Here is a 26,304-nt window from a genome sequence, read left to right as displayed (position 1 = left end):
AATTCACAATCTTGCCCCCAGATGAAGCATAGTGAAGTCCTTCCCGAGGTGCATCCCACGCATCCATACGACCCTGCTTTTGCAAACCTATATTGGTCGCTGAGTGAAGCTATATAGGTCACTGCGACGACCTATATTGGTTCGCGTCACGACCTATATAGGTCAGCCCGTCGACCAATATAGGTTCATACCACCCCCATCCTATATTCACTCCTGAGAGGGGCTATACTCCCCCACTCTATCTCGTAGAAAGGTACGGATACAAAGCGGGCTGAGCACCCCACATCCCGCGCAGGAGATGTGAGGCGCTCAGCCCGCCTATGATTTGTCTTGTGTAGAAGAAGACTACTTCAAAGCAGTCAGCGAACGCACTAAGAAGTCAAGCGCATCGGAAGAGAAGTGCCCTCTCAGCGTAGGATATTCCATAGGCGAACCCGTAGACGAAGGCAGGAAGAGATGATTGAGCTTAGGGAAGACCTGCACCTGAGCCTTGGGCTGGAGACGCAGTAGCTCGGCCGCATTGGTGGGTAAGACCTGCTTGTCCATCTCGCCGAAGAGCCCGATGACGGGGCACTTGACAGCACGCCACGTCCCTGCGACATCCAGACTGAGGAGCTGTCGGAGGTAAGGTGTGAGCTGGCTCATGATCTGCGTGCGGATCGCCTCGTGGGTACTCTTGTCGGGGCTAAAGACGGGGAGGAGTGGATCGATCACCTTTGCCGCACGTGCCTTCACCTCGTCCAGCGAGAGGCGCTTATCCTGCATCAGGCGATAGATCTCGCGGTTGGCTTTGCTGAGCGTCGCACGCTCGCTCTCGCTCTTCCCCGCGAGGATATTGAGGGCATCCATCTGATCCAGAAGGATGCGATCCATCGCGAAGGCAGGGCCCGCTAAGGACACGACCCCAGCTATCGAGCGGTCTTGACCAGCGACCTTCGCAGCGATATAGCCCCCTTCGCTATGCCCGACGAGGAAGATACGCTGCGCCTGGACGCTCTTATTCCCCTTGAGGGCAGCGACGACAGCCTCAGCATCGTGCACAAAGTCCGTGATACTCGAGGCGAGGAAGACACCTGTGCTCTTCCCCACTCCACGGTCATCATAGCGGAAGACAGCGAAGCCCGCTTCGGTAAGTCGGCGGGTGATATCCAAGAAAGGCTTACAGCCGAAGATCGTCTCATCACGATCCTGCGGACCACTGCCCGTGATCAGGACGAGCGTAGGATAAGGTGCCTGCCCCGTCTTAGGTAGGGCAAGGCTACCCGATAGAATGACAGACGAGCCCGAGACGGGGATGCTTAGCTCCTCCTCCGTATAGGAGGCAGGCGCTTGGGGAGCGTCTTGCTTCTCGGTCGAGCGCTCCATATCCAGCGGGAGACTCATACCTCCCTGCTGGAAGTTGCCCGAGAGCTTGTCATCCGCCGTGCGCACGGCAGTATAGGTCAGGCGTAGACTACGAAGCTCTATACGCAGGCTATCGCCCGAGACATGCACCTCATCGGCACGTAGAGCGTAGGCACCTTGGTCTGGGCTATCCAGGGTAGCCGACCAGCGCCCCGCCTCTTCGGAGAGGTGGATGACGATACGGAGCTTGCCCATAGGGAGTGAGAGCTTACCCGACCAATCCCCACGGAGGCTCTGGGCGCTCACGACGAAGGGGAGGAGAAGAAGGAGGGAGAGAAGGAAGCGTTTCATAGTGGTAGAGATAGTAGTGCGTAGTGGTATGAGGCCTCAGCCTTTGAGACGGCTTCGGCGATTCATATAGTAGGTGAGGAAGAAGTTCTGCCAAGCGATATAGCCCGCTATACCAGGAGCGACGAGCGGATGCATGAAGGTGATGCATAGCCAGAGCGTCAGGGCGGTGTTCTTCTGCCCCATAGACTGACGGCATGCGACCTCCTCGACGCCGATACGGCGCGCCAGATGACTGCCGAGCGTGAACTGAATAGCGCACGCCAAGAGCCCGACAGCGAAGGAGGCGATGAGTAGCCCGACCTGCTCCGAGCCTTCCTTCAAGACGAAGGAGACGCTCTTCCCCAAGATGAAGAGCAGCGAGGAGAGCCACAAGAGGTAGGTGAGTTTCTTCGGTGGGTGAGGGGTCTTCCCCATACTCTTCATCACACCGCGCACGAGCCATGCCAGCACGATAGGTAGCATGACCATACGGATCACCAGGAGCGCTATCTGCCCTGAGAGCGTCCAGAAGGGCAGATGGCTGTGCGAATCAAGTAGGGGGAGTAGGAAGGGTGCTACCAGGCAGATCAGCCCGTGTGTGACGATGGTGTAGCCCGTAGCGAAGCCTGTATCACCATCCATGAGACTCGTCATCGCTCCCGCAGCTGCAGCAGCTGGTGCGAGGAAGCACATGAAGAGACTCGTAGCGATGACGTGATCCCACGCCGAGAGAATGAAGTAGAGCGTCCCCCCGATAGCGAGCTGGAGGACGAAAAGTAGGAGATGCTTCGGTCGTGGAGCGGCAGCGCTGGGTGGCATATTGAGCACAGCGAAGAAGAGCATCGCTGAGATGATCCACGGCGCCAGCCAACCATAGGGCGCGGTGATACGCCACGATAAGAGCCCCATCGCGATGAAGAAGAGCGGTGCAAAGCCCTTCAGCCGACTCCAAAGGCTACCGAGCATAGGACAAATAGGTACGTTATCCGATGAGCTTAGGATCAGCTACGATACGCTCTATACCGGCACGTATCGAGCGCAGACCAAAGGCCTCGGGACGGAGGTCTGCTGGGTCGACGATGACCAGCTCACCAGCATCATCCATAGCCGTCGCCCCGTCGAAGCTCTTCACACGCGTCAGGTAGAAGAGATCCGCCGTATAGACATCGACACCCGAATAGGGGTAGACATTGGGGATCGAGAAGAGTAGACGTACCTCCGTTGCCTCGAGACCCGTCTCTTCGCGTAGCTCACGACGCACAGCATCATCCACCGTCTCCTCGGGGTCTACGAAGCCACCTGGGAGGTCCAGCGTGCCCTTCTCGGGATCACGTGCACGGCGTACAGCGAGGATACGCCCCGCCTCGTCGAGGACGAAGCAAGCGACAGCCGAGGCGACATTGTGGAAGTAAGTGAGGTCACAGCTCGGGCAGTGGATGGCACGGCCGTGTACATGCTCCAGCCCCTTCTGCCCGCAGCGGGGGCAGTAGCTGAAGCTCGATAGTGGATGTGTGTGCATAGGGGATAAGGGATGGGGAAGGCGTGTGGGGGGAAAGACAACAGACGAGCGCGGCAGTGCACCGGCTCGTCTGTCATCATAGGGATCGAAGGAGATTAGATTTCCTTGGCTTCCCAGCCGAGAGCGCTGGCACCGAGGACGGCAGCGTCGCTCTCCTTGAGCTGAGAGACGAGGAGCTTGGTCTTGCCTTCGTAGATCTTGAGGATGTTCTTCTCCATGTGGTGACGGATGGGGTTCATCAGGAGGTCACCAGCCTTGGTGAGACCACCGAAGAAGATGATCGCTTCGGGAGAGGAGAAGGTGACGAAGTCCGCGCAGGCTTCGCCGAGGATAGCCCCCGTAGATTCGAAGATCTCGAGCGCGAGACGGTCGCCAGCCGAAGCCGCGTCAAAGACGTCCTTACTCGTGATCGTGTCGATATCCAGATCACGGAGCGAGCTCTCGTCGGAGCGGATAGTGAGGTATTCGCGAGCCGTACGTGCTACACCCGTAGCCGACGTGTAGGTCTCGAGACAGCCCTGACGGCCACAGCCGCACATACGACCATTGCGACGGACGATCATGTGCCCGAGTTCGCCAGCGAAGCCATCGTGCCCGTAGACGAGCTGACCGCCGACGACGATACCACTACCGACGCCCGTACCGAGGGTGATGACGATGAAGTCCTTCATACCGCGTGCAGCACCATAGGTCATCTCACCGATAGCGGCAGCGTTAGCGTCGTTGGTGAGTGCCACGGGGATACCGATGCGATCCTGGATCATCTGAGCCAAGGGGATCTTACCCTTCCAAGGGAGGTTGGGTGCGAACTCGATAGAGCCGTTGAAGTAGTTACCGTTAGGCGCACCTACACCGATACCACGAATCTTGTCCTTGCCACCGACCTGCTCGATGAGCATGTTGAGTCCTGTGACGAGGTCATTCAGGTAGAGCTCAATATCGTTGTGCGTACCAGTCTTGATCGAGGCATTGACGACGACATTACCACGGGCGTCGACGACACCAAAGACGGTGTTCGTCCCACCGAGGTCTACACCTATTACATAGGGCTTTTCCATTAGCTGTGCTTGTGTACTATGATGTGAGATATTCTTGTTATTGAACAAAGATAGTTTTTTTCACCGATCAGTTGGCTCCGCCCCCCACGCATTCCCCGCGTGGAGTCCCACAAGTTGGTACCATAAGACACCAGCATAGGGTAGTGGCATACCTTACATTCAGGCCTCCCGCTCCCGACGGCTCGACTTATCCCCAGTGCTTAATATAAGTGAAGTATATAGAGGAAGAATAAATTTTTTCTTTCTATCTCCTATTGTTATTATAGTCGGTGGAATCGTGGGTAATCCCCTCACGGCTTCACTTCCTCCACTCGGCTCCTCCACGGACTTATCCTAATGCTTTGCGCTTCCTGCCCACAGGGTATTCACAAGTGACTTTCCGCTTATAGCTGGGCTTTGGGTGCAGTCGAGGGGAAGGCATCCACATCTCGGGGGATTGCGCTGCTCGCTCTCGCCTCTTTCGGTATGTGTATTGGAGTGGGATAATCTCGTGAGTTATCTACACCCCGAGGGAAGGGGGGAGAGGGGAGTAAGGTCGTCGCTGGAGGGGTGGGGATGAGTCTCCTATTTATCCCACGCTTACCCACTTGTTTTCCCCAGCTCACTGAGGGGGTGGAGTAGGGTGCTTATCGCGCTTCGTGGAGGTAGCTCAGGATAGCTCTTGCGGCGCGTGGGGCGCTGGGCTCGGTGCCCATCAGCTCCTGCAGCTGGGCGAATGCCTGCAGCTGGTCCGTGCGGCGGTGATCCTCCTCGGGGATGAGGTGGGAGAGGATTGAGAGAATCTGCACGGAGTGAGCGCGGTCGGCGAGGAGCTCGGGGACGGCAGGCCTGTCCAGAATGAGGTTGACCAGCGAGAAGTAAGGCACACGGAAGAGGCGCTCGAAGACGAGGCGAGCGATGCGCTTACCGCCCATACGATAGCAGACGACCATAGGGATGCCCCATAAGCCTGCCTCCAGCGTCGCTGTACCCGAGGTGACGAGGGCAGCATGGGCACGGCGCATGAGTCCGTAGGTATCTCCGAAGAGGATGGGGGTATCGCTGTACTTACCGAGGTGGGGGGCGTAGTCTGCAGCGGTGAGACCTGGAGCACCAGCGATGACGACACGCCAGCCCAACTGAGAATAGGCAGCGGTAGCTGCGAGCATCTCTGGGAGGTTGTCCCGCAGCTCAGACTGACGGCTCCCCGGTACGAGGAGGAGCATCTGCTCACGCTCTACGGGCTCGGGATGCTCAGCGAGGTAGGTGAGCTTAGCATCGACGCAAGGGTTACCTATATACGCTGTGCGGAGGCCGCGGTCGCTGAAGTAGCTGGTCTCGAAGGGCAGGATACTCAGCCCGAGATCTACATAGCGGCGGAGCTGGCGTATGCGCCCTGCTCTCCACGCCCAGAGCTTGGGGAGGATATAGTAGATGATGGGGCAGCGTAGCTCCTTCTTGGCGTAGGGGAGGATGAAGCGGAAGTTGAAGTCTGCGTAGTCCACAGGGATGACCACATCGGGGGCGAAGTCACGCATGGCAGCCTGTATCTGTCGGCCGATGCGGGTGAGCTTCCCGAGGTTCTTGACGACGCTGACGATGCCCATGAAGGCGACCTCACGGTAGTGGACGATGGGGGCGACGCCTGTTGCGGCCTCCATCTTGTCTCCACCCATAAAAGCAAACGAAGCCTCTGGATCCTCAGCCCGCAGCGCCCGTATGAGCGCCGAGGCGTGGAGGTCGCCAGAGGCTTCGCCTGCGACTAAGAAGTAGCGCATAGTGCTATGCTGAGCGTTCGGCCAGGGCTTCGAGTTCCTCGAGCCACTGATAGTTCGTGCAGTCGAGCTGGAGGGGCGTGAGCGTCGCCCAGCCATCCTTGAGGTAGTGCCAGTCGGCTTCCTTGGTATCCTCGGCGGGATCTTGGCGACCCGTGAGCCAGTGGATACGCTTGCCCTTGCCGTCCTCAGAGTGGACGAACTCCTCGACGAAGCGTCCTACAGTCATGGGGCATACCTTCAGACCCTTGGGCTTCGTCTTGGGGACGTTCAGCGAGAGCATCGTCTGCCAGGGTAGGGGCTTCTCAAGCATCATCTTCACCACACGTATGGTATAGTCGATGCTGTCGGAGAAGTCGGGGTGCCAAGCGGTGTCATCGAGCGACACGGCCAGCGATGGGATGCCGTAGATACAGCCTTCGCGGGCAGCACCGAGCGTGCCGGAGTAGCTCACGCAGATGCCCTCGTTGCTCCCGTGGTTGATGCCCGAGATGATGAGATCGGGGCGCTGGTCTACGAAGAGGGTGTTCAGTGCGAGCTTGACGCAGTCCACAGGTGTACCCTCGCAGCTATATACAGCGAGGTTACCTTCGGTGGTGCGGTGCTTGAGGCGTAGGGGTTGGGTCGTGGTGATAGCACCAGAGAAGCCCGAGCGGGGCCCATCTGGAGCGACGATAGTCACCTGACCGAAGGCGAGCATCGCCTGAGCGAGCTCTTGGATACCTGCGGCGCGGAAGCCGTCGTCATTGCTGAGGAGTATATGCATCTATAGGGTATAGGATCCTTAGTTCGTGGAGGGCTTGATGACGCTCCCGAGGCGGACACGGTAGTATAGTGAGGTATAGCTCTCGGTACGCTCCAGCATATTGTTGGTATTGAGGTACCAGGGCACTACGATAGAGGCTTCCGCTCCCTGATGGAGGTTCTGCACAGCGATCTGCAGGCCTACGGGGAGGCTGGCGACGGTCTCCTGCTGGACGGAGTTGAGGTCAAGGGTCTGGCGCACACGCATAGCCTTGAGGTTGTCCTTGATCCAGTCGCTCGTCGAGTAGGCGTCACGGAAGAGCGTGACGGCATCGGTATAGTCCACCCCGACAGACGCATCGCCTGCCTTGGTGACCTTCATATAGATGAAGCCACTACCCGTGATACCGGGTACGGTGACGCGCTGGAAGTCCGTGCTGTCGGCGAAGGCGCGGAAGGCCCGCTCATTCGTGGCACGGCGCTCCTGGGCGACGTCGATAGTGCTATTGCAGCTCGTGAGGCTGAGGAGCGTAAGCAGGGCGAGGCCTGTGGTGATCTTGCTTATCATCATTGTCTCTTAGATGAAGTGGTGGGCAGCTCTCTTGGGTGGGGGTTAGATCTTTCGCAGCAGGCTCTTCAGCGAAGTAGCCTCGTAGAGTACGCGGGAGAGCTCGCTGATGGCGACGCGCTCCTGCTGCATCGTGTCGCGGTGACGCAGGGTGACGGTGTTATCCTCCATCGTCTGGTGGTCGATGGTGACGCAGTAGGGCGTACCGATAGCGTCCTGACGGCGGTAGCGCTTACCGATAGAGTCCTTCTCATCGAGCTGGCAGTTGAAGTCGAACTTCAGCTCGTCGTAGATCTCCTGTGCCTTGGCATCGAGGCCGTCCTTACGCACCAGAGGCAGGATAGCGAGCTTGACAGGAGCGAGAGCTGCGGGCAGGCGAAGGACTGTACGCTTGTCACCACCCTCGAGAGCTTCCTCTTCGTAGGAGCCACAGATGAGGCTGAGGAACATACGGTCGACACCGATAGAGGTCTCGATGACGTAGGGCACATAGCTCTCACCCAGCTCGGGATCGAAGTACTGCATCTTCTTGCCGCTGAACTCCTCGTGACGCTTCAGGTCGAAGTCCGTACGGCTGTGGATACCCTCTACTTCCTTGAAGCCGAAGGGCATCTCAAACTCGATATCCGTAGCAGCGTTGGCGTAGTGCGCCAGCTTCTCGTGGTCGTGGTAGCGGTACTTTTTGTCGCCGAGGCCGAGGGCCTTGTGCCAGCGAAGACGCAGGTCCTTCCAGAAGTCGAACCACTTGAGCTCCTCACCAGGGCGGACGAAGAACTGCATCTCCATCTGCTCGAACTCGCGCATGCGGAAGATGAACTGACGGGCAACGATCTCATTGCGGAAGGCCTTACCGATCTGTGCGATACCGAAGGGCACCTTCATACGGCCCGTCTTCTGCACATTGAGGAAGTTCACGAAGATCCCCTGAGCCGTCTCGGGGCGCAGGTAGACCTTCATCGCACCGTCGGCTGTGGAGCCCATCTCGGTGGCGAACATGAGGTTGAACTGACGGACCTCCGTCCAGTTGCGCGTGCCACTGATGGGGCAGACGATCTCGTAGTCGAGGATGATCTGACGCAGCTCCTCGAGGTTGGTATCGTTCATAGCAGCAGCGAAGCGGCTGTGCAGCTCTTCCCACTTAGCCTGATACTCGAGTACACGGCCGTTGGTAGAGCGGAACTGTGCTTCGTCGAAGCTCTCGCCGAACTTCTTCGCAGCCTTGGCTACCTCCTTATTGATCTTCTCCTCGATCTTGGCCAGCTGATCCTCGATGAGGACGTCAGCGCGGTAGCGCTTCTTCGAGTCCTTGTTGTCGATGAGGGGGTCATTGAAGGCGTCGACGTGGCCAGAGGCCTTCCAGATCTTTGGGTGCATGAAGATCGCTGAGTCGATCCCTACGACGTTAGGAGCCAAGAGGGTCATCGCCTCCCACCAGTAGCGCTTGATGTTGTTCTTCAGTTCGCTACCGAGCTGTCCGTAGTCGTAGACAGCACCGAGGCCGTCGTAGATTTCGGAGGAGGGGAAGACGAAGCCGTATTCCTTACAGTGGGCGATCACCTTCTTAAAGAGGTCTTCTTGCTGTGCCATGAGAGCAGTTGCTTATTCTATTATCTATTTGGATTGTATCGATGTGATAGCTGCGACGCACCGACACGAGGCGCGCACAGTCCACAAAGTTACACATTCTCCTCTACTTACGTACGCTACGGATCGGCTCCGAAAGGCCCGCTCGCTGACCGCACTTCGGGCGGGTGACTCTCGTCCGTGTAGAAGTCAGCACCTCATCAATAAGCTGGAGGTCCTCCAGCTACCTAATTAGCCTTCTTCTGAGTACCGAAGTAGCCCTACCATACGCCCTAGATAAACACTCGTGCGGGATGCCCTTGGCTTAGCCGAAAGCATCCCGCACGGAGTAGGGTGAGTACCCTGAGTATGATAGGATGGAGCTTATTTTGCTCGCTGGATGACCGTCATACTTGGGGAGGCGAGACCCTTGTGGTTATCCTGGGCAACGAAGTCAACTGACCTATCCTGTCCCGTTTCATTCTTCTGGACTTCGACATCGATCACGGACTTGTTCTCTCTGACGATAAAGGCTACCCAGTCGTAAGATATCTTGAGGTCTCCATTCGATAGGGTGTCGATCTTCTTCGTTAAGTAGGTCTCAGACTTTGGATCTAGTATACCGATGATATGCCAATCTATTTTATGGTTGTACGGCTTTCCTGAGGCCGTCAACACACGGAAGGACTTTTGCTGGGCTTGGCTATCGAAGAACTTATTCATTTTACCCTCAATAGTGGGCTCATCCGTGACTCGGTCACAAGACGTGAGTACGAAGGTGAGCGCCATAACTACTGCCCAAAGGAGCTTAGATGCTTTCATAAGAGTCTTTATACCTGAATGTGTTTTAGGTTTGTGAGTTCGTTTCGATACCAAATATAGATATATCCTTTCAGTTTCTACAAGGTGTCTCTGTGAGCACTGCAGGAAAACTCCCGCACGCGTGGTGGAAAAGTCTCTTAGGACTACGGCTAAAGCTTTATCTCGGTACGTGGATCTTAGGACTACGTAGGTGGATGATAGGATCTACGTGCAGAGTCTATAAATCTACGTACCTGGATAGAGGATATGCTGTATAGGAGGGGACTTATAGCACTGCGGGTAGGGCGTTAGTTCTTCTATGCGGAAAGGAAAAAGGCTGTATAGTCCGCCACATCATCGCCGTAGTGAAGGGATCTATAAAAGCCGTGCGGGACGCCCTCGGCTTAGCCGAAAGCGTCCCGCACAAGGTAGGGGAATGCGCTATTAGTACAGGATGCTGATCTCGCCTTCTTTGGTGAAGAGGTCCCACATACCTTCCTGTCCATTCGGGGATGGGTGGGCATTGCAGATGAGCATAAATTGCTCGTAGAAGGGGATCTCACGCGGGCGACTGATAGAGAGGGAGCTGACCCATGCGCGCCCAGTGGTGTCGTCCGAATCGATGACGCATTGGGCCGACTCGCTCAGCTTCGTATTGATCTTAGGGGAGACGAATAGCTTCACAGCTTTATCCAGTGTGCCGATGGCCTTCTCTTTGCTCTTAGGATCGGTGGGGTCATACGTGGCGGTGAAAGCGCTGAGCTCGCTTTCGGAGAAGTTCTCCAAGCTGGATAGATGTCCTCTCTTTGCTTCTCTTTGTGAGGTAGGCAGGGCTTTCTCTGCGCTCTTCTCACAGCCCAAGTTGGGGAGAAGAAGGAAGAGAGCAAGTCCCCCTATAAGGAGCTTACTATTCATAGGTTCGTCGGAGTTAGGTAGTGAGTATTGCTACTCCAAAGATAGAGAATCGTAGGAATCTCTACGCCTTCGCTGAAGGGGGCTATTTCGAGGTCTTTATGCGCAGAGCCTTGAGTAGGGTCTTGGTGTCGGGATCGATGCGGCGCGACTCGCAGATCTTCTGGATAGCCTTGTTGTGCACCCACGGCTCGAAGCGCTTCTCAGCGAGGTAAGGGTGGGTCTCGGTGGGGTAGAAGGTGTAGCACTCAGCTATAGCCCACGCCAGCGCCATACGCACGTAGTAGCCCTCGTGGCTCACGGCGAGGTAGTGGCGGAGTAGCTCGTCTATATGCTCATCGTCGATGAAGTACTGCATGAGGGCGACGATGCCGAAGCGCACCTCATACTCCCCGCTATGCTGGAGGTAGGGGACGAAGAACGCCCAGAGCTCGGGGCTATGCTCACGGAGGAGCTTCTTCGGCTGGGGGAGGCTGAAGGAGTCACAGACCGACCACGAGTGGATGACCCGCACCCAGTGCGAGAGGTGGGTGAGGTAGTCGGAGAAGTCATTCACAGGGAGCATACCGAGGACGAGGCCCTGCAGGGTACGTGCCTCCATAAAGTCCTCCTCTCTGGGGCGCTCGCCACGCTCAGCTTCCGCAAGGTAAGCAGGCCAGCTCCCACTGCGTACGATGCGGCGAGCGAGCGCACGTAGATCGGGCAGACATACACCGAGTACGCCTGCTATATCGGGATGTAGCCGCTGGGTAAAGGGCTGATTGCCCCGCTGAGCAAGCTCCAGAAGGTGCTCTGTGATGCTTCGCTCGTCGATGCGGTAGGGGCTGGACATAGGCCTTGGACAGCAAAGGCCCCCGTGGGGAATTAGTCTAAGAGCAGGTGATTGGCATCCTCGATCTTCTCGATGGTGCCAGAGAGGACGGAGGTGCTACGCGAAGCTTGGTTGTGCGAGTAGACATTCGAGGTGATGAATGCCTTACAGGTACGCTCGTCGAGGTCAAGGACCTGGCTCACGGTCGTGCCATCGGCCTCGACCCAGTTGACGAAAAAAACACTCGTGCCGATACGTACGGCGCTGTAGTTGTCTTCGCCTTCCTTGCTACCGTGGACGGAGTCCTTACTCCTCCAGAAGAGGTGCTTGTGTGATAGGTACTCGACGGTAGAGACGTTCTCAGGGAAGCGCAGGTGTAGGCGCTTCCCGACGAGTGTCGTATCCGTAGTCTGTACGGGAGGTGCGTCCTCTTGGCTCGTCTTAGTGCCTGAGGAGTCCCCACTGCACGCTGTGAGGAGCGATAGCGCAGCGGCAAGGGTGAAAAGAGGGCGTAGATACATGATAGATCTATGGCTAATGTGTATAGTGTAGTGCGGTGCGGCTTAGTCACGCGAGAAGAGACGCGCGAAGAAGCCACGCTTCTCCTCCTCCTCTTCGTAGAGACCCAGTCGGTGCCACTCGCCATCGAGAGCCTTACCGGCCTGGATGCGGTGGTAGATCGTGCCCCAGTCGGGCAGACCACCGAAGCTGCGGTCATCGAGGAAGAGATCGGCCTTGAGCTTGCGCGAGAAGCCCGATCCCGTAGCGTCTTCCTCGGGGAAGTCCCTATTGATAGCGTAGAACTCCACGCCACGCTGGCGGCACCACTCGACGGCTTCGTCCAGCAGAGCGCCCTCACGGACGGTCCAGAGGATGAGACGATGCCCATCACGTATCAGCATCGCGAGGGTCTGGGTGGCGAAGGGGATTTCCTCGCCGATCTTGGGATAACGGTGACGCACGATCGTGCCGTCGAAGTCAACAGCTATAATCATCAGTAGAGTGGGGGAGTATAGGATAGAGTTTTAGAATCCAGAGAAGCGGATGACGTTCTCAGGCGTCTCCTCGGTCTTCTCTTCTTCGGGCTGAGTGGCCTCCTCTACGGGCTCTGGACGTGATGGCGTAGAGGTGGTGAAGGTCGTCGAGCTCGTCGTGTACTGCGAAGGCTCGGGGCGGGGCGTATGCAGGTCGAAGGCCGACAGCGTGCTACGCTCACGAGCGCTCTGGCTGGCCGTACCATAGTTGTTGATACGGATCGCTCTGTTGTTGGTCTTATCGATGCGCTTGCTCTCGAAGATGCGGTGATCACGGCGGAAGGAAGGCGTCTCCTCGAGGATGAGGAGGAGCTCTTCGTCATCAAGCTCGTCGATGCTTAGAGCTACGGGCTCGGCCTTCGTGCGCTTGGTAGCATGCTCCCCGTAGATACGCTCGATGAGACGGTGCTGCTCGTCGCGCTCCTTATCTTCGTTGATCTTAGTGAGCGGATCGCGCTTCTTTACGGTCTTGGGGATGAAGATATCTTCGTCGAAGCCAAAGCCCGAGGCAAGGATGGTGACACCGAGCTTGGTGCCAAGCCCCTCCTTGCGAGAGATACCATGGATGGTATTCACCTCGTCAGAGAACTCGCTGGTGAACTCGTGGATCTGACTAAATTCGTCGACCGTCAGCGGAGCTTTATCATCATAGTAGACGTTGATGAGGAGCTGGCGGGCCTTGCTGATGTTGTTGTTATTCAAGAGGGGGGAGTTCAGCGCCTCTTGGATAGCCAGAGTCATACGATCTTCGCCTTCAGCATAGCCGGTATTGATGACGGCCACACCACCACCACGCAGGACGGTATCGACGTCGGCAAAGTCGAGGTTCACTTCCCCTGCGATATTCACCAGCTCGGAGATACCACGAGCAGCATTACTCAGCGTATCGTCGGCCTTGGCGAAGGCTTCGGATACGGTGAAGTTCTTGTACACCTCGATGAGGCGCTGGTTATTGATGACGAGGAGAGCATCTACACTCTCGCGCATCTGCTTGACCCCTTCGAGGGCTTGGAGGATCTTCGCCGTCCCCTCAAAGAGGAAGGGGATCGTGACGATACCGATGGTCAGCAGGCCCGCCTTCATGGCGATCTTGCCGATGACGGGGGCTGCACCCGTACCCGTACCACCACCCATACCAGCGGTGATGAAGACCATACGCGTCTCTCCAGCGGTGAGAGCAATACGGATCTGCTCCCCACTCTCTTCGGCTGCATCTTTGGCGCGCTGAGGCTTAGCTCCAGCACCGAGACCCTTAGTGACCGTAGGGCCGATCATAATCTTATCCTCTACGGGGCTATGGTCAAGTGCCTGCTTATCGGTATTACATAGGAGGAAGGACACGCCAGGGACAGAGCCACTGGTGAACATCTTCGTGACGGCATTACCGCCACCACCTCCTACGCCCACGACCTTGATGAGCTGCTTGATCTCACTCTCAGAGTATTCGAATTCAATGTTACCTCGTTCCATTGTATCTATCTTATCTAAAGGTATGGGCTAAAAATCATCACCACCATCATTCGCGCCGAAGAGCCCGTTGATGCTGTTTATGAAGGAATTGAGGCTCCACGACTTCTTCTCCTTGCGCTCACGCTTCGTCTCGCGCTTGGTGTCCTCCTCCTCTTCGTCCTCCTCCTCTTCGCTGTAGTCGAAGTAATCATCTTCATCATCGTCGAGAGGGACGCGCTGAGCTTCGCTGATAGTCGTGTAGGTGTAGGACTCTTCCTCGGCCTCCTTGGGCTCTTCTATGGGTTCAGTAGGCTCGCTGCTACGCGCCTCGGGCTGCTCCTGCAGGAGGGACTCAAGAGGGCGGAGCTCGTAGCTTACGCCCGGCTCGCTGGCCTGAGCTGCGAGAGCGATCTCGGTGATATAGTCAGAGAGGAGTTCTTTCTGAACACCATCCTCATAGATATCTCGGCGTAGGGAGACTTCGCGGTACTCGGGAGAGAGCTTGCGCAGCGTCTCGAAGAAGTGGTCGGTCTTCGTCACGCCACCAGCGAAGACGAAGCCCTTAGGGATACTCTCGCTGCAGCCTGCTTCGTGGATGATGCTCACTACGTTGCTCAGGATCTCGAGGATACGTGCGCTGATGTAGCGGTTCACCTCGAGCTGGCTGAAGTGCTTGGTGGTACTACCATCAGCCGACTTAGCCTCGATCTCTTGGGTGCGAGATACGGAGAGGTTCATCGAGCCTCGCTCGATCTTCAGCTTCTCAGCGTCGGCCTCGAGGAGGGGTACGGAGAGCTGCGTGAGGTCGCGCGTCACATTGTTCCCACCCAGCGGCAGGACGTAGAGAGCGACGGGGAAGCGCTCCTGATAGATCGCGATGGAGGTGGTACCACCGCCGATGTTGACGTAGGCACAGCCGAGGGCCATCTCCTCGATCGTCATCGTAGCAGCAGCCTCAGCGATAGGCGTGGGGAGGATGCCCAAAAGGCGCAGACCTAAGCGATCTTCGATGGTCTCGCGGACGTTGATGATGATGTTCTGGCGGGCTACGATGAGCAGATACTGGGCCTCCAGACGGCGACAACGCACACCTCTGGGGTTGGACTCACGCTTGCCATCGCAGCGGTAGCGGGGCTCGGTGATGGAGAGGATCGTCATGCCGGGATAGCTGGCATCACTGACCTGGTCCTTGAGGGTAAGTAGGTGCTCGGGGGTGACGACGCTACCTTCTTCACCGAGGTCGATGAAGGAGTCATAGCGCTCGGAGCGCATGGAGCGGCACTCCAGCCCTACATACACGCCGGAGATCTGAGCCTCCTCGGGTAGGGCGGTGCTGAGCTTATCGAGGAGCAAAAAGATACGCTTGGCAGCCTCCTCGATGTTGTGTATAGAGCCTTGGCGCACGCAGCCAGCCGTGGGGACACGGTGGGCGGCGATGGGCACGACGCGTCCCTGTGGGGACTTCGTGGCGAGCATCCCAGAGAGGGAGGTGCTGCCTATGTTGATGACGGCGTATATGCTATCCCTACGATCGTTCATTTCTTCTGTGGCTTGTTAGGTTTGCCCTTCTCGGCGGGCTTATTGGGTTTCTTGGGGGTGGGGGCTTGCTGAGGAGCGGGCTTCTTAGTATCCTTCTTGGGGTCCTTCTTCGGCTCTTTCTTATCGGTCTTCGCCTTGTCGCCCGGCTTGCTTGCAGGCTTATCCTTGGGCTTGTCCTTAGGGGCTTCCTTAGCCTTCTCGCGGGGCTTCTCCGTGGCGGCAGGCTTCTTCGGAGCGGGAGCCGCAGAGACTGCTGGCGCAGGCTTGGGGGCGGGATCGGGTGTAGGAGCTGGTGCAGCGACGACTTCACCTTCTTCGTCGAAGGTCTCGCCCTCGGGGGCATAGCGGCTACGGGCGATGATCTGCGTGCCGTAGTCGAGGTTGACGTAGCTGAAGGCATTCATCCCGCGCTTGGGGAGTACGCTCTCAGCGAAGATGCGCCACTTACGGAGCTTCTCACTCCAGTTAGACTCGCGGCCCATAATGACTCGCGTCGTGCCGATACGTGGGATGAGCACGATACCATCGGTCTCGTCGACGTAGACCTGCCCGAAGTAGTCGGTGAAGTAAGGGTCTTCGCGCAGGGCGGCCATGAGGTCGTAGACGGGACCCGTAGCCATCTTGAGGTCTACAGCACCGCTGACGATGGGGAGGTAAGCTGCGAAGGTGGGGTTCACCGTGATGGTACCCTTACCCTGCGTGACGTAGTAGCTCTTACCCGAGGCTTCCTGCACGATGTAGAGGGGGTGCTTCTCCGTCAGACGGATCTGCACGGAGGAGGATGAGGGGGCGATGAAGGCCTCAGCACGCTTGTAGATAGGCATACTGAGCAGCGTACGCTCGATCTTACGGAGGTCGATGGAGTCAAGGCGCTTCCCTCGTAGCTGGATGCCACGGCGGGCAAGCTCATCGGTGATGCGGTCACCGGTGAGGAAGAGCGGTTCGCCACCCGCCTCGGTCTTTACCTCGACGGTGACAGCTTCGCAGCGGTCGGTGGAGGTGACGCGTGGGGAGCGGATGAGTAAGTACGCGATACCTCCTATCAGTGCGACTGACAGGAGGAGCAGGAGTAGGTTGCGTACGAAGGCTCTATTCTTCATAGCCTGCGGCGGATCTCATCTGCTACCTGGGGCACCAGGCGGTCAATATCTCCAGCGCCGACCATCAGGATGACTTCGGGGAGCTCCTGACGCTTCTTGAGCTCGGGGAGCAGGCCTTCCTTGGGCAGGACAAGCACATCCTTATGCTTCATCACGTCGGCGATCATTTGCGAAGTGACGCCTGGGATGGGGAGCTCGCGAGCAGGATAGATATCGAGGAGGATGACTTCGTCGAGCTGGTCAAGGCTCGCGGCGAACTCCCGATAGAAGTCCTGCGTACGGCTATAGAGGTGCGGCTGGAAGATGCCGAGGATCTTGCGGTCGGGATAGAGCTCACGCACCGAGCGGATGCTGGGATCAAGCTCATTGGGGTGGTGGGCGTAGTCATCGATGAGCACGCAGCGGGGATCATCGATGAGGCGGTCGAAACGGCGATAGACCCCACGGAAGGAGGCTACACCTGCGGCCAGCTCTTCGAGGGTAGCGCCACAGAGGTAGGCTACGGCCATAGCTGCTACGGCATTCTCCACATTGATGAGGAGGGGCACACCGAGCTCGACGTGGAGCGTACCAGCAGGGCGCCCTTCGATAGCGGGATAGTGCCAGTCGAAGAAGAGGTGCCCATCACGGATCTCGATGCCGTCGGCACGGAAGTCCGCTTCGTCGGCACCGGTGGTGTAGGTGAAGAGGCGCGTTCCTTCCTTGAGGCGGGGCGTCACGGGGACACCCTTCTTCATCACCAGAGCACCCTCTGCGCTGATGAGCGAGGTGAAGTGCTCGAAGCTTTCCCGATAGGCCTCGGGCGTATGGTAGATGTCGAGGTGGTCGGGGTCCGCGGAGGTGATCACCGCGATGTATGGTGAGAGATGGTGGAAGGAGCGGTCGAACTCATCGGCCTCGATCACGGCATAGTCGCTGTGGTCGGAGATGAGGCAGTTGGTCTGGTAATTATTCGAGATACCGCCGAGGAAGGCGTGGCAGTCGACGTGGCTCGAGCGCAGGAGGTGTGCCAGTAGGGTAGAGGTCGTCGTCTTGCCGTGGGTACCAGCGACGCAGAGCCCGCGCTCACGGCGGGTCAGTTCGCCGAGGAGCTCAGCACGCTTCATCACACGGTTGCCCTGTGCGCGGAAGAATGCCAGCTCGCGGTGGTCGTGGGGAACGGCTGGAGTGAAGACGACGAGGGTATCCTTTGTGCGGAAGGGCTCGGGGATTAGCTCGGGATCGTCTTCGTAGTGGATGGTAGCACCCTCTTCGCTCAAGGCGTGTGTGAGGGGCGAAGGTGTCAAGTCATACCCTGCTACGCTATCTCCCTTGCTGAGGAAGTAGCGCACGAGAGCGCTCATACCTATGCCACCGATACCAATAAAATACAGCTTCATACACTATCTCTATTTTACCATTTTACGCAAAGGTACAAAGAAAGTAAGACCGAGCGCCAGAGTCCTTATATAAAGCGGGTAAAGTCTTGGCTTTTATCGATGGAATTAAGTGAAAGAAGAAGATCCAGAGGAGTAGTACATTTTGCACAGCTCCTCTGGACCTTTGTGATAGGGCTTAGAATGACCCTTACTCCGCCTTGCCGGAGCCTAAGTGGTAGTAGGCGCAGTGGGGGTATTCGTAGGCGTCAAGACCGAGTAAGTTGATGTTCGTCCGATAGACATGGCTATCATTTTCCGTATAGCTCTCTGCAGGGAGTAGTCGGAAGTAAACTCGTGCATAGAGCGTATGAGCATTATTCCCCAGAGTCCCAGAGCGCTTCTCATAGATTTCAGCTCGCTCTGCAGGTACGCTGATGAAGGTTATTCTCTGTTGAGTGGTGAGGTAGAGCGAGACCTTATTGTTACCTGGAGTAGAGAGGTAGGGGAGTGTAGACCCATATAACTCTCCATAAGGGTAGCCAGATCGTGTGAAGTCATATCCTTCGGTGGTGAACTGATGCCTTGCATAGTAAGTTCGATTCAGGTCGAACTTCTCCACGGCTTCCTTCAGCTTCTCTAAAAGATTAGCTCGTTGTCGTTGGTATTCGAAGGGATTAGAGGTCGGCGATGACTCGCTATCCCCCAAAGATTGAGCGTATGCCTTGAGCGCTACATCCGAGTATGTCGTGTAGCCAGCTTTGATAAGTGCAGGGACATAATCCGCAGGTAGAAGCTCCACGGCCTCTGGGTGTAGAGGTGTATGCTCTATCGGGTCAGTTATGATTTCCCCCTTCTGTATGGCTCTGGCAAGCTCTACGACGAGGCTATCCTTAGGATACTTTGGGAGACTCAAGAAGTACACAGTGTCTTGCGGGATGAGATTTCCAAAGATGTTTTTCTTAGGGGCAGGAATACTCCACTTGAGTTTTCCTCTCGTGAAGGCTGGAATCTCCCTATCCTCCCATGATGGATGTCTAATGGTTTTGTACCTTTTGCTAGGCTCATTTTGATACCGCTCTTCTGGTTGATAAGGCAGGCCTATGGTGAGGCTATCGCCCATGTGGAAGGTGTGTCCATTGATGGTGGCGACGGGCTCTTGGGCTGCAATGGAGCCCGTGCCAAGCAGAAGGAATAGGAAAAGATAGAGGTAGTTACGCATAAGGAATAGGTTGTATTTGTGTGAGTTGGAGGTGTGTCAAAGCCTTTTTCCTATGGATAAAGTTACTTCTTTTTTGCGGGCTATGGGTGGTAGGGCACTTCCACCGCCTTGCTGGAGCCGAGGTGGTAGTAGGCGCAGTGGGGGTATTCGTAGGCATCAAGGCCAAGGTAATCTACGGGGAGGATGTAGATGAGGGGCTGATCCGCTACATAGGATGTCCCTGGGGCGATACGGATATAGGACTTGACGTAGAATGCCTGCATACCCATTCCTTTTGTATCTGTGCGCTTCTCAAAGCGCTCCGCTCGGTCAGCAGGGACGCTGATGAAGGGAACTTCCTTTTCTGTAAAGAAGGATGGTCTGATCGCTTCCTTCCCCATAATATCGGGGTCAGGTAGGGGGCCGTCTACTCCTGGCTGCCAGGCATAGCCCGAGCGCTTGGGGTCGTATCCCCTGGTGATGACCTTGTGTCGCAGGTAGTAGACCCGATCGAGATCAAACTTCTCGACGGCTGCTTTCAGCTTCGCCAATAGGGGCGCTCGCTGTCTCTGAAACTCGCGGGGATCGTCAATGTCATCGATCGTCTGCTCTCTGTCCTTCAAGTTTTTGGCGTATACCTGGATGACTTCGTCGGTGTAGGTTAGGGTGCCGATCTTGATAAGAGCCACGATATAGTCTGAGGGGCGTAGCTCTACGGCCTCTGGATAGAGCGTCTTATCCTCCCGTATGGGCTCCGTCAGGATCTCCCCACGCTCTACGGCTTCCTTGAGGTCGATGATGAGGCTATCCTTGGGGAACTGTGGGAGGCTGAGGAAGTACACGGTATCTGGCTCATTGAGCCTCTCGCCGAATACATTCATTTTAAAGGGCTTGATATGTATCTTGAGTTCGCCTTTTGCGAAGGTGGGGATCTCCATATCTTCCTGCGACCAAGAGAGTGCTTTGTAAATACCGCTGGGATCATCATCATGGGGCAGACCTATGGTGAGGCTATCGCCGAGGTGGAAGGTGTGTCCGTGGATCGTGACGACAGGCTTTTGGGCTGAGATACAGCTTGTCCCAAGAAGAAGGAATAGGATGAGATAGAGGTAATTACGTATGGTGAATAGCCCGTGTTTGTGTGACTTAATGTGGAGGGATGATGTCCTTTCTCTGGGGTAAAGTTACTCGTTTTCCGAAGAGTAGGGTAGGCGATAGGTCGAGTGCGAAGCGATGCCCTTTCGCAGGATATGACCCGCTGTGACAAAGGACTTTAGCTCTGCTGTGGCGGCCGTCGGGGAGAGCCCTGTGAGCTTCACATATTCGCTCCGGGTGAGGATGTGGTGGATGTGTAGATAGCTGAGGAGCTGGCTAAGGCGCCGCTCACGCCCCTCTCGAGGGCGCGTGTAGCTGCGATGCGGGGCGCGCTGGAGCCTGCAGACCCTACGGGTGCGCTGTACGAGTCTGTGGTCAGCGTGGAAGCGCACATCGGCGAGCTCCAGGCTGGCGGCATTGCGTGTCGCAGTCTCTTCGCCTTCGGGGGGAGCAACCTCCTTGCGGTAGCCGAGCTTGGGGCGGAAGCTCCCCACGCCATCGATATGTACGATATAGCCGTCTGCGAGCCTCTTAGCGAGCTCTTCGCCGAGGAGCTGGAGTACGCCTTCAATTTCAGCGCGTGAGAAGGTACAGCCTTCGGCCATACGTTCGGAGATGTCCTCGGTGCTGAGTCGTCCTTCGCTGATCAGGCGAGGGTGCTGGCTGGGATGCTTCCCAAGGCCTTGAGGAACTTGCCTCATTGTGTACTTTGCCATCGTCGTGTCGTGTATTGGGGTACTTGTCTTACTGATAGGAGAAGCTCTCTGCTCTTCCTGAGGCAAAAGTACGGCGGGGCGGAAAGAAAGGGCGGCACCTTTAGTGCTATTTGGTCGGCTATGTGCGTAGTCCTATCATCTACGTGCCTAAATCCAAAGATCCACGCACGTGGACGATAAGACTACCGACGTGGATGGAGCTTATCTCCCGCTGCTTCGCAAGAATCGCACCGCTGGGGTAGGGGAGTGCTTGTATTGGATGAGGATTTTCTTTCATGAAGGGGCTACTTGCTCCCCGTAGATGTGCGGGGCGTAGTGAGCTACAAGAGCCGTGTATATACAGCACGTCCCGACAGTCAGATGACTGCCGGGACGTGCTGTATAAAGTGATGGGGTAGGGGAGACCCTTACTGAAGGGCTACCCAGCGCACGAGCGCGAAGTCCATACGATGTGGGAGCTCGGGGTGCGAAGGCAGGATACGCAGAGCGCGCTTGTAGTGCCCAGGACGAGCCTGCTTGAAGCGGAGCTCGTAGACCTCACGTGAGCCATTGCGCTCGACGAGTGTCAGGGCAGTCTTCGCTACGAAGCGGAGTCGACCCTGAGCATCTTCGCGTGCGTCGACGAGCTCGACCTCAAGATCCGAGGTGAGTGCACCCTTGTCGAGGACAAGGCGTACCGTCTCTTCGTCTCCTGTGTGGCGCTCGTTGGACATATATGCTGCGCTCTCGGAGCACTCGACAGAGATGACCTGCATGCTATCCCAAGCCTCGGCGGTAGTGCGCTTCCACTCGGTGAGTTCGCGGGCGATACGGTTCGAGTCTGCGTGCAGGCGAGCTGAGCGCTCGGCGAGCTTCGTGTAGAAGCGCTCGTAGTAATCGTCCATCATGCGGCGCATGGTGTAGTGAGGAGCGATGAAGTTCATCGAGTTCTTCATCGTCTGTACCCAACCATCGGAGTAGGGCTTGCCATCGCGCTGGAAGTAGAGGGGTACGATCTCCTTCTCGAGAAGGTCGTAGATCGTCGTAGCGTCGAGCTTGTCCTGCAGCGACTGATCAGCGAAGGTACGCTTGTCGGTGAGTGCCCAACCAGCACCCTTGCGGTAGCCTTCGTACCACCACCCGTCGAGGACGGAGAGGTTGAGGACACCGTTCATCTCGGCCTTTTCGCCTGAGGTACCCGAGGCTTCGAGAGGACGAGTAGGGGTGTTCATCCAGATATCTACGCCAGCGATGAGCTTGCTGGCAAGGCGCATATCGTAGTTCTCGAGGAAGATGATCTTCCCGAGGAACTGAGGCAGGCGGCTGATCTCGAGGATGTGCTTGATGAGGCCCTGACCGCCACCGTCGGCGGGGTGTGCCTTACCCGTGAAGAGGAACTGTACGGGGTACTTGGGGTTGTTGACGATGCGCTCCAGACGCTCAAGGTCGGTGAAGAGGAGGTGCGCACGCTTGTAGGTAGCGAAGCGACGACCGAAGCCGATGAGCAGGGCGTTGGGGTTGATGCCTTCGAGGACGGATACCGTCGTCTCGGGATCACCGCTGTTGTGTAGCCACTTCTCGCCGTAGAAGGAGCGGATATGCTCGACGAGGCGGAGCTTGATCGCCTGGTGTGTCTCCCAGATCGTCTCGTTGGGGAGCTGCTGGATCTTCGCCCAGGTAGCTTCCTCGGTCTGCTTCTTGATGAAGTCCTTGCCGAAGTGCTTCGTGTAGAGCTCCTGCCACTCGGCAGAGGCCCATGTAGGCAGGTGGACGCCGTTGGTGACGTAACCAACGTGCAGCTCTTCGGGGAAGAAGCCCTTCCATACGGGGGCGAACATCTCCTGCGAGACGCGGCCGTGCAGCAGGCTCACACCGTTGGCTTCCTGACAGGTATTCAGTGCGAAGACGCTCATGGAGAACTTCTCGTTGCTCTCGGGATTCTCACGGCCGAGGCTGATGAAGTCGTGCCAAGAGATGCCGAGACGCCCAGGGATGTGACCGAGATACTTGCCGAGGAGCTCCTCGTCGAAGTAGTCGTGACCAGCGGGGACGGGCGTGTGACAGGTGTAGATCGAGGAGGCACGGACGAGCTCAAGAGCTTCGTCGAAGGGAAGACCTTCGCCCTCGACGTAGTCCAGGAGGCGCTGTACGCTCATGAAGGCAGCGTGACCTTCGTTCATGTGATAGACGTCCTTCGAGATGCCGAGGCGGTTGAGGAGGAGCACACCACCGATACCGAGGAGGTACTCCTGCTTCATACGGTTCTCCCAGTCACCGCCATAGAGCTGGTGCGTGATGGGGCGGTCCCATTCGCTATTCTGTGGAATGTCGGTGTCGATGAGGTAGAGGCTGATACGGCCGACGTTTACCTTCCAGATGTGGCTGTATACGATGTGACCAGCATAGGGCACCTCGAGGATGAGGGGCGTCTGTCCGTCCTCTTCGAAGATCTGCTCGATGGGAAGCTGGGTGAAGTCCTGGGCTTCGTAGTTCGCCTGCTGCTGGCCTTCGGGGGTGAGGCTCTGGGTGAAGTAGCCGTAGCGATAGAGGAAGCCGACGGCGGTGAGGCGGACGTTGCTGTCGCTGGCCTCCTTGAGGTAGTCACCAGCGAGGACGCCAAGACCGCCGGAATAGATCTTGAGGATATTCGTCAGACCGTACTCCATGCTGAAGTAGGCGACGGAGGGACGTACTGCATCTGCAGGCTCGTTCATATAGGCCTGGAAGTCGGCATAGACTTCGTCCAGCTGCGCCATGAAGTCCTTGTCAGCGACGAGGGCTGCCATCTCCTCGGCGGAGAGCAGGCGAGTGAGCGTGATAGGATTGCCTTCGGTCGACTCCCAGAGTTCGGGAGAGATACGGCGGAAGAGATTCTGTGCCTTGGGGGTCCATACCCACCAGAGGTTGTGGGCGATCTCGTCGAGTCTACGCAGCTCAGCGGGCAGCTGGGCATAAGCATAGATGTTCGTCCAGACGGGATCGTTGGCGCGCTTTGTTACGATCATAAATATATTCCTTCTTCTAAGCAATCGAGACAGTCGGTCGACTATCCTTTTTTGATGGTGCAAAGGTACTGATAATAAACCACTGCCCCTTACTTTACGACAAGATCGTAAAGCAAGGGATAGTGGTATCTCTATGAGGTGGGGTAGGGGTGCGCCTATTTCTTCGCTGGAGTGAGGCCGAGGGCGGCTGCTTCGCGGAGCATAAATTCGTAGGCGGGCTCGTATTCGTTGGGGATCGTGCCGTCGAGGATAGCGTCCTTGATGGCGTCCTTGATGAGTCCTACCTCGCGGCAAGGCGTGAGGGCGAAGGTGTCCATGATGAGCTGGCCTGAGATGGGCGGCTGGAAGTTGCGGATGCGATCCTTCTCCTCGATGTCGACGAGCTTCTGACGAACAACCTTGTAGTTGTCGAGGTACTTGCGTACGCGCTGGGGATTCTTGCTCGTGATGTCGGCTTCGACGAGGAGCATGAGGTCGTCGATATCGTCTCCTGCCTCGAAGAGCAGGCGGCGCACAGCGGAGTCCGTCACGCCCTCATCGACGAGGGTGGCGGGGCGCATGTGCAGGTCGACGAGCTTCTCCACGTAGTGCATCTTGTGATCAAGCGGAAGGCGGAGGCGGCGGAAGATCTTCGACACCATCTTCATGCCGATGAAGTTGTGGTTGTGGAAGGTCCAGCCGAGGCGCTGGTCAAAGCGCTTGGTGCGGGGCTTCCCGATGTCGTGGAGGAGCGCTGCCCAGAGGAGCCAGAGATTCATCTCGTGCCCAGGGCGGGCGGTGGAGAGTGCCTTGGCCATGTTGTCCACGACCTTGTAGGTGTGGGTGAGATTGTCCTTGTGGCCGATGCCGTCACGCGTCTCGGCGCCCTTGAGCTCGAGGAGCTCGGGGAAGACGAGCTTCATCAGACCGGTCTTCTCGAAGAGCTCGAGGCCGATGGATGGGCGAGGGGAGAGGAGGATCTTGTTGAACTCCGTCGAGATGCGCTCGGCGGAGATGATCTCGATGCGCCCTGCATTTCGCCCGATAGCAGCGAAGGTGTCGGGGTCGATGAAGAAGCCGAGCTGCGAGGCGAAGCGTATGGCACGCATCATGCGCAGCGGGTCATCGCTGAAGGTGATGTCGGGATCGAGTGGCGTGCGCAGGGTGAGCGCCTCCATATCGTGCAGGCCGTCGAAGGGGTCGACGAGCTGACCGAAGCGGTCGGCGTTCAGGCAGATGGCCAGAGCATTGACCGTGAAGTCACGGCGCTCCTGATCTTCCTCCAGCGTGCCGTCCTCGACGAAGGGCTTGCGACTGTCGGGTGTGTAGCTCTCGCGACGGGCGCCTACGAACTCGATCTCCAGGTCGCCCTGCTTGACCTGTGCCGTGCCGAAGCGAGCGAAGACCGAGATGCGTGCACCACGCCCGAGGCGCCCCGCTACCGCCTGCGCCAGGTCGATGCCGCGCCCGATGGAGACGACGTCGATATCCTTCGAGGGGCGGTAGAGGAGGAGGTCACGCACATAGCCCCCGACGATGTAGGCGTCTACGCCGAGTTCGTCCGCGGCTTCGCCGATGAGGTGAAAGAGGGGGGTGTCTACCTTGTCGTAGATCTCATCTTCCTTTTCGTAGAGCAAGTCTTCGCTGAGCATCCTTTCTTAGTTGGGTTTCTTCGGCTGCAAAGATACGGGTTTCTTGCGTGGGGAGTGCGGTCACCCACGCTTTATGAAAGAAAAGCATCGGGTGCGTTTCACGTGGAACTGCTCACGTGGAACTGCACCCGATGTCCTCTCGCGCTTCGCGCGCGTACGTATATAATATGCTTAGGGCTCGATGTCGTGGAGTACGCGATCAGCGTCGGTGATCTCGCGAAGAGGGCGGCAGGGGTTGCCAACGGCGATGACGCCTGCAGGGATGTCGCGCGTGACGACGCTGCCTGCTCCGATCACGGCACCTTCGCCGATGGTGACACCACCGAGGATCGTTACCGAGCCGCCGATCCACACGTTGTCGCCGATCTTCACGGGCTTGCCTTCCTCGTAGCCTGTGTTGCGCTCCTCGGTGAGTAGCGGATGGGTCGGGGTATAGATGCTGACATTCGGCCCGATGAAGACGTGGCGGCCGATATCGATACGCCCCGCATCAAGCGCGGTGAAGTTGCTGTTGGCGAAGCTGAAGTCTCCGATGTGGACGTTCGATCCGTAGTCAAAGAAGACGGGAGGCACGAAGTGGCACCGTTCGCCCATCGTGCCGAGGAGCGAGCGGATAATCTCGCTGGCTTCTTCGTGCTCGTCGGGGCGCAAGGCATTGTACCGCTGGATGAGGTCTTGTGCTCGCAGTCGCTCCTCGTGGATCTCGGGGTCGATGGCGCAGAAGTATAGTCCTGCTTGGCGTCGCTCTCTCTGGGTCATAGGGTGTGGCTTGGTGTAGTGATGTGTGGGTGGAGTG

At 57.4% G+C, this 26,304-nt stretch carries 23 protein-coding genes; all 23 read right to left on the bottom strand.

Features of this window, described 5'->3' with window-relative positions; all coding sequences use genetic code 11:
• Nucleotides 1-345: 345 nt before the first annotated feature.
• The 23 genes from KO088_RS03230 to KO088_RS03120 all read right to left on the bottom strand — a co-directional run bounded on the left by KO088_RS03230 (nt 346) and on the right by KO088_RS03120 (nt 26,267).
• The gene (locus KO088_RS03230) at nt 346-1,695 is read right to left on the bottom strand and encodes an alpha/beta fold hydrolase (RefSeq protein ID WP_215493545.1); all 1,350 of its coding nucleotides are present in this window, start codon (nt 1,693-1,695) and stop codon (nt 346-348) included.
• A gap of 36 nt (nt 1,696-1,731) precedes the next feature.
• On the bottom strand, nt 1,732-2,640 hold the full coding sequence (locus tag KO088_RS03225) for a sodium Bile acid symporter family protein (RefSeq protein WP_215493544.1): 909 nt from the start codon (nt 2,638-2,640) through the stop codon (nt 1,732-1,734).
• 16 nt (nt 2,641-2,656) lie between these two features.
• Nucleotides 2,657-3,193, bottom strand: coding sequence for an NUDIX domain-containing protein (locus KO088_RS03220; protein WP_215493543.1), 537 nt, complete (start codon nt 3,191-3,193; stop codon nt 2,657-2,659).
• Between the two features lie 95 nt (nt 3,194-3,288).
• Complete coding sequence (locus KO088_RS03215) at nt 3,289-4,251, bottom strand: ROK family protein (protein ID WP_215493542.1); 963 nt, start codon at nt 4,249-4,251, stop codon at nt 3,289-3,291.
• 626 nt (nt 4,252-4,877) lie between these two features.
• A complete protein-coding gene (lpxB, locus tag KO088_RS03210; RefSeq protein ID WP_215493541.1) occupies nt 4,878-6,008 on the bottom strand; it encodes a lipid-A-disaccharide synthase in 1,131 nt (376 codons plus the stop codon).
• A 4-nt stretch (nt 6,009-6,012) separates the two neighbouring features.
• Entirely contained in the window at nt 6,013-6,771 is a 759-nt protein-coding gene (gene surE, locus KO088_RS03205) for a 5'/3'-nucleotidase SurE (protein WP_215493540.1), read from the bottom strand.
• An 18-nt stretch (nt 6,772-6,789) separates the two neighbouring features.
• The gene (locus tag KO088_RS03200) at nt 6,790-7,320 is read right to left on the bottom strand and encodes a hypothetical protein (protein ID WP_060935404.1); all 531 of its coding nucleotides are present in this window, start codon (nt 7,318-7,320) and stop codon (nt 6,790-6,792) included.
• A 42-nt stretch (nt 7,321-7,362) separates the two neighbouring features.
• Nucleotides 7,363-8,904: a glycine--tRNA ligase gene (locus KO088_RS03195; RefSeq protein WP_215493537.1), complete on the bottom strand. Its 1,542-nt coding sequence runs from the start codon at nt 8,902-8,904 to the stop codon at nt 7,363-7,365.
• Nucleotides 8,905-9,264: 360 nt separating this feature from the next.
• On the bottom strand, nt 9,265-9,702 hold the full coding sequence (locus tag KO088_RS03190) for a hypothetical protein (RefSeq protein ID WP_188807862.1): 438 nt from the start codon (nt 9,700-9,702) through the stop codon (nt 9,265-9,267).
• Nucleotides 9,703-10,125: 423 nt separating this feature from the next.
• Nucleotides 10,126-10,596 carry a hypothetical protein gene (locus KO088_RS03185; protein ID WP_215493535.1) on the bottom strand — a complete coding sequence of 157 codons (471 nt, stop codon included), beginning with the start codon at nt 10,594-10,596 and terminating at the stop codon, nt 10,126-10,128.
• 82 nt (nt 10,597-10,678) lie between these two features.
• The gene (locus KO088_RS03180; protein ID WP_215493533.1) at nt 10,679-11,425 is read right to left on the bottom strand and encodes a DNA alkylation repair protein; all 747 of its coding nucleotides are present in this window, start codon (nt 11,423-11,425) and stop codon (nt 10,679-10,681) included.
• 32 nt (nt 11,426-11,457) lie between these two features.
• Nucleotides 11,458-11,925 (bottom strand): MoaF-related domain-containing protein, encoded by a 468-nt coding sequence (locus tag KO088_RS03175; RefSeq protein WP_215493532.1) that lies wholly within the window; start codon nt 11,923-11,925, stop codon nt 11,458-11,460.
• Nucleotides 11,926-11,967: 42 nt separating this feature from the next.
• Complete coding sequence (locus KO088_RS03170; RefSeq protein WP_215493530.1) at nt 11,968-12,399, bottom strand: BT0820 family HAD-type phosphatase; 432 nt, start codon at nt 12,397-12,399, stop codon at nt 11,968-11,970.
• 30 nt (nt 12,400-12,429) lie between these two features.
• A complete protein-coding gene (ftsZ, locus tag KO088_RS03165; RefSeq protein ID WP_215493528.1) occupies nt 12,430-13,908 on the bottom strand; it encodes a cell division protein FtsZ in 1,479 nt (492 codons plus the stop codon).
• A 27-nt stretch (nt 13,909-13,935) separates the two neighbouring features.
• On the bottom strand, nt 13,936-15,426 hold the full coding sequence (locus tag KO088_RS03160) for a cell division protein FtsA (protein WP_215493526.1): 1,491 nt from the start codon (nt 15,424-15,426) through the stop codon (nt 13,936-13,938).
• On the bottom strand, nt 15,423-16,526 hold the full coding sequence (locus KO088_RS03155) for a hypothetical protein (RefSeq protein ID WP_215493524.1): 1,104 nt from the start codon (nt 16,524-16,526) through the stop codon (nt 15,423-15,425). Before KO088_RS03155 ends, KO088_RS03160 begins: the two co-directional genes overlap by 4 nt.
• The gene (gene murC, locus KO088_RS03150; RefSeq protein ID WP_215493522.1) at nt 16,523-17,905 is read right to left on the bottom strand and encodes a UDP-N-acetylmuramate--L-alanine ligase; all 1,383 of its coding nucleotides are present in this window, start codon (nt 17,903-17,905) and stop codon (nt 16,523-16,525) included. Before murC ends, KO088_RS03155 begins: the two co-directional genes overlap by 4 nt.
• Before the next feature lie 187 nt (nt 17,906-18,092).
• Nucleotides 18,093-19,103, bottom strand: coding sequence for a DUF4852 domain-containing protein (locus KO088_RS03145; RefSeq protein WP_215493520.1), 1,011 nt, complete (start codon nt 19,101-19,103; stop codon nt 18,093-18,095).
• Between the two features lie 80 nt (nt 19,104-19,183).
• Nucleotides 19,184-19,963, bottom strand: coding sequence for a hypothetical protein (locus tag KO088_RS03140; RefSeq protein WP_215493518.1), 780 nt, complete (start codon nt 19,961-19,963; stop codon nt 19,184-19,186).
• 303 nt (nt 19,964-20,266) lie between these two features.
• Nucleotides 20,267-20,893, bottom strand: a complete 627-nt coding sequence (locus tag KO088_RS03135) for an HU family DNA-binding protein (RefSeq protein WP_215493516.1) — start codon at nt 20,891-20,893, stop codon at nt 20,267-20,269.
• 407 nt (nt 20,894-21,300) lie between these two features.
• A complete protein-coding gene (gene glgP / locus KO088_RS03130) occupies nt 21,301-23,877 on the bottom strand; it encodes an alpha-glucan family phosphorylase (protein ID WP_215493514.1) in 2,577 nt (858 codons plus the stop codon).
• 155 nt (nt 23,878-24,032) lie between these two features.
• The gene (locus KO088_RS03125) at nt 24,033-25,508 is read right to left on the bottom strand and encodes a CCA tRNA nucleotidyltransferase (protein ID WP_215493512.1); all 1,476 of its coding nucleotides are present in this window, start codon (nt 25,506-25,508) and stop codon (nt 24,033-24,035) included.
• A 171-nt stretch (nt 25,509-25,679) separates the two neighbouring features.
• Complete coding sequence (locus KO088_RS03120; RefSeq protein WP_215493510.1) at nt 25,680-26,267, bottom strand: sugar O-acetyltransferase; 588 nt, start codon at nt 26,265-26,267, stop codon at nt 25,680-25,682.
• Between the last annotated feature and the right edge of the window lie 37 nt (nt 26,268-26,304).

This window comes from Porphyromonas bobii (assembly GCF_943169685.1).
GTDB classification, from domain to species: Bacteria; Bacteroidota; Bacteroidia; order Bacteroidales; family Porphyromonadaceae; genus Porphyromonas; species Porphyromonas pasteri.
Note: the sequence above shows the minus strand (reverse complement) of the source record. Positions and strands in the feature narration are given on the sequence as shown.